This window comes from Nocardia sp. NPDC050435, assembly GCF_040655395.1.
Lineage (GTDB): Bacteria > Actinomycetota > Actinomycetes > Mycobacteriales > Mycobacteriaceae > Nocardia.
This window is the reverse complement of sequence record NZ_JBFAJW010000003.1, coordinates 218,877-231,191: the sequence shown is the minus strand read 5'-3', so window position 1 is coordinate 231,191 and position 12,315 is coordinate 218,877. Positions and strand designations below refer to the sequence as shown.

Sequence of the window (12,315 nt, the reverse complement as noted above, 5' to 3'; positions counted from 1 at the left end):
CTCAAAAGCCGATCCCCCGCCGGATGATTCGGCGGGGGATCGGTCCGTCAGACTTTCGCGTCGACGGGCTGCTCGGGCGACCGATCCGGCGGCGACACCGCGAGCAGCGCGGCCAGCCCGACCCCGAGCACCAGCAGCAGGCCGAGAATGCCCACGCGTTCCTCGCCCGGTTCGCCGTTGCCGAACAGGGCGACGAAAGCGCCGAAGAGCGCGGGGGCCAGGAAGGACGCGGCGCGGCCGGTGGTGGTGTAGAGGCCGAAGTACTGGCCCTCGCGCCCCGGCGGCGTCAGCCTGGTCAGGAACGAACGGGCCGAGGACTGGGCCGGGCCCACCGAAATGGTGAGCAGCAGACCGAAGATCCAGAACATCAGCGGCCCGGACACGAACAGCAGCACGGTGCCCCACAGCAGCATCGAGGCCAGCGCCACCACGATCACCACCTTCGGCCCGAGCCGGTCGTCGAAGCGCCCGGCGACGATCGCGCCCAGCGCCGCGACCACGTTCGCCGCGATGCCGAACAGCAGCACGCGCGCGTCGGTGAATCCGTAGACCTGCACCGCGAGCACCGCGCCGAAGGTGAACACCCCGGCCAGACCATCCCGGAAAATCGCGCTGGCGACCAGGAACCCGACCGTGCGGCGGTCGGTGTGCCACAGCTCGCGCAGATCTCGCCACAGCACGCGGTACGAGTCGGCGAACCCGGCGCGCGCGGCCCCGGGATCGGCGTCGGTGCGCGGCAATTCGGGCACGGCGAAGAACACCGGGATCGCGAACAGCGCGAACCACACCGCCGCCAGCACCGCCACCAGCCGGATGTTCAGGCCGTCGGCGGTCGTCACCCCGAGCAGGCCGCGGCTGTCGCCGTCACCGGAGATGAAACCGAGATAGCAGGCCAGCAGCAGGAAGATGCCGCCGAAATAGCCCATCGCCCAGCCGAATCCGGAGACCCGGCCCACGGTCTGCGGGGTCGACACCTGGCGCAGCATCGCGTTGTAGGGGATGTTGGACAGCTCGAACGCCGTGGAGCCCAGCGCGAGCAGCGCCAAGCCCAGCCAGAGATAGCGGTGCTCGTTCTCCACCAGGAACAGCGCGGCCATCGACGCCACCGTGATCGCCGTCAGAATCGCCAGGGAGAGTTTGCGTTTCGCCGAGGCGTCGAACCACTGCCCGCTGACCGGCGCGGTCACCGCGACCACGAACCCGGCGATGCCGAGCGCGAAACCCAGCCAGGCGCCCGCGGAGATGCCGCCCGGCAGATCCTTGCCGACCTCCTTGACCAGGTACACCGAGAACACGAAGGTCAGAATCACGGCGTGGAACGCGGAGGACCCCCAGTCCCACAGGGCCCACGCCAGCACCCGGCCGCGCCCGGCGGCCTGCCCCACGGTCGATTCGGCGTCGACCTCCGGTTCACTGCTCACCCGCCACCATCCTCATCGAATCGCCGCGCGATGCTGCCTCATGGGCGCAGCCTAATAGCGCCGCGGGCCGAATGCGGGCCCAACACCGGACCACCGCCACGCGTATGCACCTAGTTGCATAGTACCGGGTGTCCCAGATACTCTGTCCGCATGGCACTCGAGCATGCCCTGCTGGTATCGCTGACCGAGCGCGCCGGCTCCGGATACGAGCTGGCGCGCCGCTTCGACAAGTCGATCGGCTACTTCTGGAGCGCCACTCACCAGCAGATCTACCGCGTGCTCAAGCGCATGGAGGAATCCGGCTGGGTAGACGGCGAAGCCGTCGCCCAGGACGGCAAACCCGACAAGAAGGTGTACTCCGTCAACGCCGCCGGCCGAGCCGAACTGGCCCGCTGGATCGCCGAGCCCTCCAGCACCGACCTGCCGCGCAGCGAATTCGGCGTGAAGATCCGCGCCGCCGCGCACGGCGATATCGAGGCCCTGTGCGCCGAAGTCGCCCGCCAGCGCGACCAGCACGCCCAGCGCCTCGAGGTGTACCGCCTGCTCGAAAAGAAAGACTTCCCCGTGCCGGAACAGCTCTCCGGCACGCCCCTGCACCAGTACCTCGTCCTGCGCGGCGGCATCCGTGTCGAAGCCGGGTTCGTCGAATGGTGCGACGAGATATTGCAAGCCCTGCGTCCGCGCGCGTCAGCCCCGCGCACGGACGACGACGGAGAAAGTGGAGCTCCCCGATGAGTCCGTTCCCCCACCTGTTCGAGCCCCTGGATCTCGGCTTCACCACCCTGCGCAACCGCGTGGTGATGGGCTCGATGCACACCGGCCTGGAAGACCGCGCCTGGGACACCAATCGGCTGGCCGCCTACTTCGCCGAACGCGCGCGCGGCGGCGTCGGCCTGATCATCACCGGCGGCTACGCGCCCAACCGCACCGGCTGGCTGCTGCCCTTCGGCGCCAAGCTCACCAACAAGACCGAGGCCTACCGGCACCGCGTGATCACCAAGGCGGTGCACGACGAGGGCGGCAAGATCGCCATCCAGATCCTGCACGCGGGCCGCTATTCCTATATGCCCGGCAGTGTTTCGGCCTCCTCGATCAAGGCGCCGATCAATCCCTTCCGCCCCCGGGCGCTCTCGGCCAAGGGCGTGGAGCAGACCATCGAGGATTACGCGCGCTGCGCGAAGCTGGCCCAGTTCGCCGGGTACGACGGCTGCGAGATCATGGGCGGTGAAGGCTATTTCATCAACCAGTTCCTCGCGGCACGCACCAACAAGCGCACCGACAAGTGGGGCGGCTCGCCGGAGAACCGGCGCCGGCTGGCCGTGGAGATCGTGCGCTGCACCCGCGCCGCGGTCGGCCCGGATTTCCTCATCGTGTTCCGGCTGTCCATGGCCGAGCTGGTGGAGAAGGGCCAGACCTTCGAGGAGATCATCGCCCTGGCGAAGGAACTCGAAGCCGCGGGCGCGAACATCCTGAACACCGACATCGGCTGGCACGAGGCCCGGGTGCCCACCATCGTCACCTCGGTGCCGCGCGCGGCGTTCGTCGAGTTCACCGCGAAGATCACCGCGCAGGTGAACATCCCGGTGTGCGCGTCCAACCGGATCAACATGCCCGAGATCGCCGAGGAGATCCTGACCCGCGGTGACGCCCAGCTGATCTCGCTCGCCCGGCCCTTCCTCACCGACCCCGAATGGGTGAACAAGGCCCGGCAGGACCGGGCCGACGAGATCAACACCTGCATCGCCTGCAACCAGGCCTGCCTCGATCACGCCTTCCAGCACAAGACCGTCTCCTGCCTGCTGAACCCGCGCGCCGGTCACGAGACCGAGCTGAAACTGCTGCCGACGCGCCGGGCCAAGCGCGTCGCCGTCGTCGGCGCCGGACCGGCCGGGCTGTCGGCCGCGGTCAGCCTGGCCGAACGGGGCCACCGCGTCGACCTTTTCGAGGCCGACGACAAGATCGGCGGCCAATTCGACATCGCCCGCCGCATCCCCGGCAAGGAAGAGTTCAACGAGTCCATCCGGTACTACACCCGGATGCTCGAGGTACGCGGGGTCACCGTGCACCTGAACAAGCGGGTCACCGCCGAGGAACTCGTCGCCGCCCGCTACGACGAGGTGGTGCTGGCCACCGGCGTGCGGCCGCGCATCCCGCAGATCCCGGGCATCGACCATCCGATGGTGCTCTCCTACGCCGAACTCGTGCGCGACGGCAAGCCCGTCGGCAAGCGCGTCGCCGTCATCGGCGCGGGCGGCATCGGCTACGACGTCAGCGAATTCCTCACCGTCGACGGCCATCCCACGCTCAAGCTGGACGAGTGGAAGGAGGAGTGGGGCGTCGACTCCGAGAACGAGCAGGTTCCCGGCCAGCTGACCAAGCCCAAGCCCGCGCCGGCCGCGCGGGAAGTCGTTCTGCTGCAACGCAAATCCTCCGCGTTCGGCAAGGATCTCGGCAAGACCTCCGGCTGGGTGCACCGCGCGGCGCTCAAGGCCAAGGGCGTCGAGCACGTCGGCGGCGTCAACTACGAGCGCATCGACGACAGCGGCCTGCACATCAGCTTCGGCGAGAAACGCGAACGCCCCCAGCTGATCCCGGTCGACAACGTCATCATCTGCGCCGGCCAGGAATCCGTCCGCGAGCTGGAGGAGCCGCTGCGCGCCGCGGGCGTCGCCGTGCACCTCATCGGCGGCGCCGAACTGGCCGCCGAACTCGACGCCAAGCGCGCCATCGATCAGGGCACCCGCCTGGCCGCCCGGCTCTGATCCCCCGGAGCGCGCCGCACTAGGCTCGGTTCTCGTGAGCTTGCCTTCTCCCACCTCCGAGAACCGCGCCGTCGTCACCGGCGCCTCCTCCGGCATCGGCATGGCGCTGGCCGCCGAACTCGCCGGGCGCGGCTATTCGCTGATCCTGGTCGCGCGGCGCGCCGACCTGCTGAACGAGCTGGCCGAGCGGCTGACGCTGGCGCACGGCATCACCGCCGAGGTGCGCGCGGTGGACCTGTCGGACCGCGACCAGCGCGCCCCGCTGGCGGCGGAACTGGCCGAGCGCGACATCGCCGTCCTGTGCAACAACGCCGGCGTCGCCACCTTCGGCCCGCTGGCCAAGCTGGACCTCGACTACGAGCGCGCCATCATGGAATTGAACGCGGTCGCGGTGCAGGATCTGACGCTGGCGGTGCTGCCGCGCATGATCGAGCGGCGGGCCGGGGGCATCCTGGTCACCGGGTCGGCGGCGGGCAACATGCCGATCCCGAACAACGCCACCTACGCCGCGTCCAAGGCCTTCACCAACACCTTCGCCGAATCGCTGCGCGGGGAGATGAAGGAGTACGGCGTGCACGTCACGCTGCTGGCGCCCGGCCCCGTGCGCACCGACAATCCGGACCAGGAAGAGGTCAGCAGCAAGATCCCGGAGTTCATCTGGGTCACCGCCGAGCACACCGCCAAGATCACCGTCGACGCGCTGGCCCGCAACAAGATGCGCGTGGTTCCCGGCCTGATCAGCAAGGGCATGAGCCTGGCCGGTCAGTACGGCCCGCGCGCCCTCACCTCGGTCGTGGCGGGCGCCGCCTACAAGCGGATCGGCGGCTAAGAAAGCGTCAAAGGCGCGCGCCGGATCCGTCAAGACCGTGTAACCACCCGGTCCGCTCCCCCGGTGACGGCGTAGTCCTGACATCGGCCCCGCATACCGAACGGCGGGGGCGATTCAGGAGACATCGTGACGCTGCTCGAGATCTTCCCGTCGCTGCGGGCGGGAGGCATGCCGCCGCGCTTGGATCCGGCGGTCTGGCCGGCCGACACCCACTACGACGCCGAGGGCCGGATCACCCTCGGCGGCGTGGCCCTGGCCGATATCGCCGACCGGTACGGCACCCCGGCCTACGTGCTGGACGAACAGCAGGTCCGGACCGGCTGCCGGACCTACCGCGCGCTGTTCCCCGACGCGGAGATCATCTACGCGGGCAAGGCGCTGCTCACCCGGGCCGTCGCCGCCTGGGTGCACGAGGAAGGGCTGTCGCTGGACGTGTGCTCGGCCGGCGAGCTCGCGATCGCGCTGCGCGCCGGGGTCGACCCGGCACGAATCATCCTGCACGGCAACGGAAAACCCGCCGCCGAGCTGGAGACCGCGCTCGCCGCGGGCGTCGGGCGCGTGGTGGTCGACTCGCTCACCGAGATCACCCTGCTGTCCGCGCTGGCGTCCGCGCCGCAGCAGGTGCTGCTGCGGGTGACGCCCGACATCGACGTGCACGGCCATCCGGCCGTGCGCACCGGCGTCGCCGACCAGAAGTTCGGCTTCCCCCTCGGCGCGGCCGTCGACCAGGCCGTCGAGCGGGTGCTGCGGCGGCCGAATCTGCGGCTGATCGGCCTGCACTGTCATATCGGCTCGCAGATCACCGACCCGTTCCCCTACGGCGAGGCGGTCCGGCGGCTGATCGCCGAGATGGCGCGGATCCGGGACCGGTTCGGCTGCACCCTCGGCACCCTCGACCTCGGCGGCGGCCACGGCGTCGCCTACCGCGGCGGCGACGCCGAGCTGCATCTGCCCGAACTCGCCGACATCATCGACGACTCGCTCGACGCCGCCTGCCTGCGGCACGGCTACCCGCGCCCGCGGCTGGCCCTGGAACCGGGCCGGGCCGTCGTGGCGCGCGCGGGCGTCACGCTCTACCGGGTGCTATCGATCAAGCACATCGAGGGCGGCCACACCTACGTCACCGTCGACGGCGGCATGGGTGACAACGCCCGGGTCGCGCTGTACGGCGCCCGCTACGACGCCGTGGTCGCGGGACGGCACCCCACCGGCCCGATGCTCACGGCGACCATCGCCGGCCGGTACTGCGAGGCCGGCGACATTCTCGCCACCGATGTCCGCCTGCCCGCCGATCTGCGCCCGGGCGACGTCCTGGCGGTGCCGTGCACGGGCGCCTATCACCACAGCCTGGCCTCGTCCTACAACTGCGTCGGGCGCCCGCCCATCGTCGCCGTCCGCGACGGCGACTGCCGCGAACTCGTCCGCCGCGAAACCGTGGCCGACCTGCTGGTGCGCGACGTGGGCTAGCGGCGGCGGGTGCCGAAGATGCTGCGGCTGATCTCGCGGCCCGCCGCCGTCGCCGCCGAGCGCAGGAAGCTCTTCACCGCCGGGTTCTTCATGATCCGGTCGGCGGCGCTGTCCTCCTCGGCCTGGCGCGAGCGCCCCGGCGGCGGCGGGGCCTGCGGGACCTGCTGCGCCGCCGCCTCCAGCTTGGCGGCCAGGATCTCCGAGGCGGATTCGCGGTCGATGGTCTGGCCGTACTTGGCCTGCAGCGCGCTCGACAGCGCCCGCGAGTGGATGCCGTCCTCGCCGAGGGTGTCCATCAGCGACCGCGGCGGCTGAATCCTGGTCCACGCCACCGGGGTCGGCGCGCCCTTCTCCGAGAGCACCGTCACGATCGCCTCGCCGGTGCCCAGCGAGGTCAGCGCCTGCTCCAGGTCGTAGGCGCCGGTCTTGGGGTAGGTGCGGACGGTCTTGGACAGCGCCTTCTGATCGTCCGGGGTGAAGGCGCGCAGCGCGTGCTGCACCCGCGCGCCCAGCTGGGAGAGCACCGAGTTCGGGATGTCGGTGGGCAGCTGGGTGCAGAAGAACACGCCGACGCCCTTGGAACGGATCAGCTTCACCGTCTGCTCCACCTGGTCCAGGAAGGCCTTGGAGGCGTCGGCGAACAGCAGGTGCGCCTCGTCGAAGATGAAGACCAGCTTCGGCTTGTCGACATCGCCGACCTCGGGCAGCGTCTGGAACAGGTCGGCCAGCACCCACATCAGGAAGGTGGAGAACATGACCGGGCGCGCGGCCTGCGCGCCCAGCTCGAACAGCGTGATCACGCCCTGACCGCCGGCGGTGCGCACCAGATCCGCCGGATCCAGTTCCGGCTCGCCGAAGAACGTGTCGCCGCCCTCGCCCTCCAGGTTCACCAGGTTGCGCAGGATCACGCCCGCCGTCTGCGCCGACACCCCGCCGATGCCCTTCAGATCCGCCTTGCCCTCGGGGCTGGTGAGGTGGGTGATCACCGCGCGCAGATCCTTCAGGTCCAGCAGCGCCAGGCCCTGCTGGTCGGCCCAGCGGAAGATCAGCCCGAGCGTGGACTCCTGGGTGTCGTTGAGCCCCAGCACTTTACTGAGCAGGACCGGGCCGAAGGCGGTGATGGTGGCGCGAATGGGCACCCCGATGCCGCCGGTGCCCAGCGAGACGAACTCCGTCGGGAAACCGGCCGGCGCCCACTCCCGCGCGCCCGTCTCCTCGGCGCGCGCGGCCAGTTTGTCGTTGGCCTGCCCCGGGGCCGCCAGCCCGGACAGGTCGCCCTTGATATCGGCCATCACGACCGGGACGCCCGCCGCCGAGAGCTGTTCGGCGATGCCCTGCAGGGTCTTCGTCTTGCCGGTGCCCGTGGCGCCCGCGACCAGCCCGTGCCGGTTCAGCGTGCGCAGCGGAATCCGGACCAGCGCAGTCGGATCCACCGCCCCGTCGATGACGACGGTGCCCAGCTCGAGCGCCTGGCCCTCGAAGGCGTACCCGGCGGCGATCTCCTGCGCCTGGGGCGACCCGGAACTTACCTCCGGGGTGTCGGGCTGCCCGGCGGCGGCCTCCCGCTCCGCCGCTTCCGCGGCCGCCTGCGCCTCCGCCGCGACCCGCGCGGCTTCCGCCGCGGCCGCCCGCGCCGCCGCGGCCTTCTCTTGGGGGCTGGTCATCGCACGTCCTCCGTTACGTTCTCAACCGATTGGCTTCGTACCGAAAACGCTTGCACCGAAACGTGGAGCTGGACTGCTTGCCGAAATTGCTGTCACTCTAGCCGCGCCGATCATCTTCGGACCGGGTAAAGCGCGGTGGCGTCGGCAACAACCGGCGCGGCCGTTGCCACTAGTGTTGCCGGAGTGTCCGACAAACTAGTGGTGTGGATGGATTGCGAGATGACCGGCCTGCGTCTCGACGGCGACAAGCTGATCGAGGTGGCCGCGCTCGTGACCGACAGCGATCTCAACATTCTCGGTGACGGTGTCGACATCGTCATCCACGCCGACGACGCGGCGCTCGCGGCGATGCCCCCGGTGGTCGTCGACATGCATGCCCGCTCCGGCCTGACCGAGGAGGTGCGGCGCTCCACCGTCACCCTCGAGGAAGCCGAGCAGCAGGTGCTCGACTACATCCGCGAGTACATCCCGCTGCCGGGAACCGCTCCGCTGGCAGGCAATTCGATCGCCACCGACCGCGGTTTCCTGGCGCGCGACATGCCCGCGCTGGACAAGCACCTGCACTACCGGATGATCGATGTGAGCTCCATCAAGGAGCTGTGCCGGCGCTGGTATCCCCGCATCTACTTCGGCCAGCCGGAGAAGGGCCTGACCCACCGCGCCCTGGCCGACATCAAGGAATCCATCCGCGAGCTGGAGTACTACCGGCGCACCGCCTTCGTCGCCCCGCCCGGGCCCGCCAGCGCCGAAATCGCGGCCATCGCCGCCGAGGTGAGCGGGACCACAGTCGAATCGGCGCAGGTCAACGGCGCATCGGACGCCGATTAGGGATCTGGCCGGGTAACCCGCTAATATCTAGTGCGCCGGTGCTGCACCGGCAATGGTGGCTGTAGTTCAGTTGGTAGAGCACCAGGTTGTGATCCTGGCTGTCGCGGGTTCGAGTCCCGTCAGCCACCCCGCCAGAACCCCGGGTTCCGAGAAATCGGACCCGGGGTTCTTTCGTTGCGCGGCACAGGCGATCGCCCGCCCCAATATTGTGAAACACACATTCTCCTGAATGCCGCACGGATCGTGTCGCGGCTCCGTACACTGCGATCTTCAGGGGCGGGTGTCGAGACGGGGCACCCCCGGATCGACCAGAGAGACACCAAGTTCGTGATGCGTTCCGCGGTAATCGCCACTGTCGTCGGCGCCACCCTGCTCACCGGAACCGCGGCCGCGCGCGCCGACACCCAGGCGGGCACCGGCAGCGCGAGCACCGGCTCCTCGGCCGGGTCCTCCGGCGGGGCCACCACCACAGGTTCCGGGGAATCCGGATCCGCGGGCGGGCTGGAACGCCTGCTCTTCGGCGGGCCGCTGATCTGCGCGGCTGTCGGCAGCGCGTTCAACGCGAACCTGAGCTGCCCGGGCACGCCGGGCCCCAACATCCCCTGACCGCCGAGCAGCGAAAGGCCCCCAGCGTGCGCGCTGGGGGCCTTTCGCTTCGGACTGTGCGGGAATGGTCAGCCGATGTCGGCGTTACCGGCCTTCCACTCCGACCACGGGACGTTCCAGTCTCCCAGGCCGTCCACGCCGGACAGCGTGCCGCCGACCGTGTTCTTGATGATGGTGATGTCACCGCGCTTGGCGTTCTCGAAAACCCACCGCGCGTTCGCGGGGCTCAGGTTCAAGCAGCCGTGGCTGGTGTTCGAATTGCCTTGCGCGCCCAGCGACCACGGCGCCGAATGGAAGAAGATGCCGCTGTAGGAGATGCGCGTCGCGTAATCGACGGGGGTGCGGTAGCCATCCGGGGAACCGACCGCGACACCGTAGGTCGAGGAATCCATGATGATCTTCTCGTGCCGGTCGGCGACGATGTAGATGCCGTTGTCGGTGGGCGTGCTGTTCTTGCCCATCGAGGTCGGCATCTCCTTGATCACCTGGCCGTTCTTCTCCACGACCACCATCTTGGTGTTGTCGTCGGCGGTGAAGACCATCGCGTCGCCGACGAGGAAGTGCGAGGTCAGATTGTCCTGACCGAAGAGCCCGTTGCCGAGATCCTTGCCGTAGACGTTCACATCGATGGTGACCTTCGTCCCCGGGGCCCAGAAGTTCTCGGGCCGCCAGCGCACCTCACGGTTGTTCACCCAGTAGAAGGCGCCCTCCACCGCGGGCTCGGTGGTGATCTTGATCGCATCCTGCGCGGCCTTGCGGTTCGGGATGTTCTCGTCGAACTGGATCGCCACCGGCTGCCCGATGCCCACGACCTCGCCCTCACCCGGAATCAGGTACGGCTTGGTCTGATTGCCCGCCGAGGTGGTGGTGAAGCTGAGCGCCGTGGAGTTCGCGCCGCCCAGGCCGATCGCGTCGGCCTGCAACCGGTAGGTCTTGCCGTAGCCCAGCACCTCGGTGGTCTCCCAGGTCTGGCCGTCGGCGCCGAGCTTGCCGCTGACCGGGCGATCCTGGGCGTTCACCAGCCGCACGTTGGTGAACTTGCCGTCCTCGACCTTGAATGTCATCGGCATCGCCGGCGAGACGCCCACGTCACCGTTCTTCACCGGAGCGACCAGCTTCGGCTTGATCAGCTCGGTCATCGGGTTCCGGTCGATCGCGACGGGCGAGCCGCCGCTCCCCGAGGACGACGAGCACGCGGACAGCCCCAGCGTCGCCACCGCGAGCAGAATCAAGGGAGCACTGAGCATCCGTACCGATCGACCACGACCAAAGCGCATATTTCAACCCCGTTTCAAGTCCCGACGCCCGTTCGCCAACGCGCCGATGGCTCCGGATCCATACCGACAGCACAGCTCAACCCACCGCGCCGGCGGGGTCGGTCGAGACCACCTACCCGTCATTCTGCCAGCCCGACCGGCCCGATCCAACGTCAACACCACCCCGGCGCGACGGAGTTACACCGGATAGATACACCGAACGCCCCCCGTTGTTAACACCTCTGAGCAGCAACTCCCCCGCACTCTCCGACGCCGGCCGAAAACGCCCCTCACCAGGCGATTTCACATCTGCCACTCCGGCCTGTTAATGTTTGTCCCGCACCGGAACACGGAGAACACCGAGTTACGGAGTAGCCAAGCGCCATTAGCTCAATTGGCAGAGCAGCTGACTCTTAATCAGCGGGTTCGGGGTTCGAGTCCCTGATGGCGCACCACAGAAAGACCTCCTGACCAGGAGGTCTTTTCTTTTTCGCAGGCTCAGCTGTTCTCGCAGCCGACCCCGTCGCCGTTGTCGTCCAGTTCGTACACATCCGGCCCGATCACCCGAACTCGCCCCGTGTACCCGGGCCCATTCCCACCGCCGCCGACACAGTCGACATCGCTGTCGATCTGCACACAGGGATCGTACGAGGCGTGACATTCCGCAGCCCGAGCCTGCGGCGCAGCCCCCACGATGCCCCCGACCAGCGTCGCCGGCGCAACCAGCGACATAACCGCTATCCGAACGCCGAAGCCGTTCATCATTGATCTCCCAGATAAATCCACAACACTGATATCTGTGAAATCGGCATAGCACGACCAGTCGCTACATCTGGGCAAACTTTTCTCGCCCTGCTTCGCCCTATTCAGCCGTGGTCAGTCCCGGTGACGGTTCACGTCGTGATCTCTCGGGCGATCAGTGGCAGTGGGCGGATCGCTGTGCCACTGGCTTCGCCGAGGTAGTCCCTGGCCACTCGCAACGTCTCGAACGCGAACCAGGCGACAGCCAGGTCGCGCAGACCATGCGCTGTGCCGAGCGCCGGGGCGGCCACCGGCGGGGCCTGTTCACTCAGGGCCGGGGCCTTCGCCGGATAGACCACCATGGGCCAGTTCGGGCGGACCAGGTGTTTGGACTTGGGCGACTTCGCGAGATATTCGGAGAACAGCGCGTCGGCGGCGTCGATCTCGGACCGCACCGCCGCGACCATGGCCTCGATATCGAGCCGATCGAGGATGCTCACGCCCTCCGGCAGCGGCACCTCGCCGACGCAATCGATGATTCGGCGGCCGTCGAGCAGGGTGCGGATCTCCGCGGCGCCCTGGTCGAGCACCCAGGCCCCGGCCAGTCTGGACAGCCCGCGCCCGGGGCCGACATCGACATGCCAGATCGCCAGGCGATCCGCGGCGCGATTGACGACCGCTACCGAAGGCGGCTGATTCAGTTGCGTCACGAGTCCACGGTACCGCCGTCGGCACCGCATC

General features: G+C 68.8%; 11 protein-coding genes and 2 tRNA genes. 8 read left to right on the top strand and 5 right to left on the bottom strand.

Going from position 1 to position 12,315, the window contains the following annotated elements; all coding sequences use genetic code 11:
• Positions 1–47: 47 nt before the first annotated feature.
• Positions 48–1,421 (bottom strand): MFS transporter, encoded by a 1,374-nt coding sequence (locus tag AB0I43_RS09500; RefSeq protein WP_356971224.1) that lies wholly within the window; start codon positions 1,419–1,421, stop codon positions 48–50.
• A gap of 150 nt (positions 1,422–1,571) precedes the next feature.
• On the opposite strand from AB0I43_RS09500, the gene AB0I43_RS09495 reads away from it, so the two are divergent.
• The 4 genes from AB0I43_RS09495 to lysA all read left to right on the top strand — a co-directional run bounded on the left by AB0I43_RS09495 (position 1,572) and on the right by lysA (position 6,479).
• Complete coding sequence (locus AB0I43_RS09495; RefSeq protein WP_356971226.1) at positions 1,572–2,156, top strand: PadR family transcriptional regulator; 585 nt, start codon at positions 1,572–1,574, stop codon at positions 2,154–2,156.
• Positions 2,153–4,183 carry an NADPH-dependent 2,4-dienoyl-CoA reductase gene (locus AB0I43_RS09490; RefSeq protein ID WP_356971228.1) on the top strand — a complete coding sequence of 677 codons (2,031 nt, stop codon included), beginning with the start codon at positions 2,153–2,155 and terminating at the stop codon, positions 4,181–4,183. The genes AB0I43_RS09495 and AB0I43_RS09490 overlap by 4 nt, the downstream gene beginning before the upstream one ends.
• 34 nt (positions 4,184–4,217) lie before the next feature.
• On the top strand, positions 4,218–5,012 hold the full coding sequence (gene cmrA, locus AB0I43_RS09485; protein ID WP_356971230.1) for a mycolate reductase: 795 nt from the start codon (positions 4,218–4,220) through the stop codon (positions 5,010–5,012).
• A 126-nt stretch (positions 5,013–5,138) separates the two neighbouring features.
• Positions 5,139–6,479 carry a diaminopimelate decarboxylase gene (lysA, locus tag AB0I43_RS09480; protein WP_356971232.1) on the top strand — a complete coding sequence of 447 codons (1,341 nt, stop codon included), beginning with the start codon at positions 5,139–5,141 and terminating at the stop codon, positions 6,477–6,479.
• Here the strand turns inward: lysA and AB0I43_RS09475 are convergent.
• Positions 6,476–8,143 carry a helicase HerA-like domain-containing protein gene (locus AB0I43_RS09475; RefSeq protein WP_356971234.1) on the bottom strand — a complete coding sequence of 556 codons (1,668 nt, stop codon included), beginning with the start codon at positions 8,141–8,143 and terminating at the stop codon, positions 6,476–6,478. The genes lysA and AB0I43_RS09475 overlap by 4 nt on opposite strands.
• Positions 8,144–8,326: 183 nt before the next feature.
• Between AB0I43_RS09475 and orn the strand changes: the two genes are divergently transcribed.
• From orn to AB0I43_RS09460, 3 genes are all read left to right on the top strand, one after another.
• Positions 8,327–8,971 carry an oligoribonuclease gene (gene orn / locus AB0I43_RS09470; protein ID WP_356971236.1) on the top strand — a complete coding sequence of 215 codons (645 nt, stop codon included), beginning with the start codon at positions 8,327–8,329 and terminating at the stop codon, positions 8,969–8,971.
• Between the two features lie 55 nt (positions 8,972–9,026).
• Positions 9,027–9,099, top strand: a tRNA-His gene (locus AB0I43_RS09465).
• 202 nt (positions 9,100–9,301) lie between these two features.
• Positions 9,302–9,577, top strand: a complete 276-nt coding sequence (locus AB0I43_RS09460) for a hypothetical protein (protein WP_356971238.1) — start codon at positions 9,302–9,304, stop codon at positions 9,575–9,577.
• Positions 9,578–9,645: 68 nt separating this feature from the next.
• On the opposite strand, the gene AB0I43_RS09455 is transcribed toward AB0I43_RS09460, so the two are convergent.
• Positions 9,646–10,854, bottom strand: a complete 1,209-nt coding sequence (locus tag AB0I43_RS09455) for an Ig-like domain-containing protein (RefSeq protein WP_356971240.1) — start codon at positions 10,852–10,854, stop codon at positions 9,646–9,648.
• A gap of 358 nt (positions 10,855–11,212) precedes the next feature.
• Here AB0I43_RS09455 and AB0I43_RS09450 point away from each other — a divergent pair.
• Positions 11,213–11,288: transfer RNA gene (locus tag AB0I43_RS09450), tRNA-Lys, on the top strand.
• Positions 11,289–11,331: 43 nt separating this feature from the next.
• On the opposite strand, the gene AB0I43_RS09445 is transcribed toward AB0I43_RS09450, so the two are convergent.
• Complete coding sequence (locus AB0I43_RS09445) at positions 11,332–11,598, bottom strand: hypothetical protein (protein WP_356971241.1); 267 nt, start codon at positions 11,596–11,598, stop codon at positions 11,332–11,334.
• 128 nt (positions 11,599–11,726) lie between these two features.
• The gene (locus AB0I43_RS09440) at positions 11,727–12,284 is read right to left on the bottom strand and encodes a hypothetical protein (protein ID WP_356971242.1); all 558 of its coding nucleotides are present in this window, start codon (positions 12,282–12,284) and stop codon (positions 11,727–11,729) included.
• Positions 12,285–12,315: the final 31 nt, after the last annotated feature.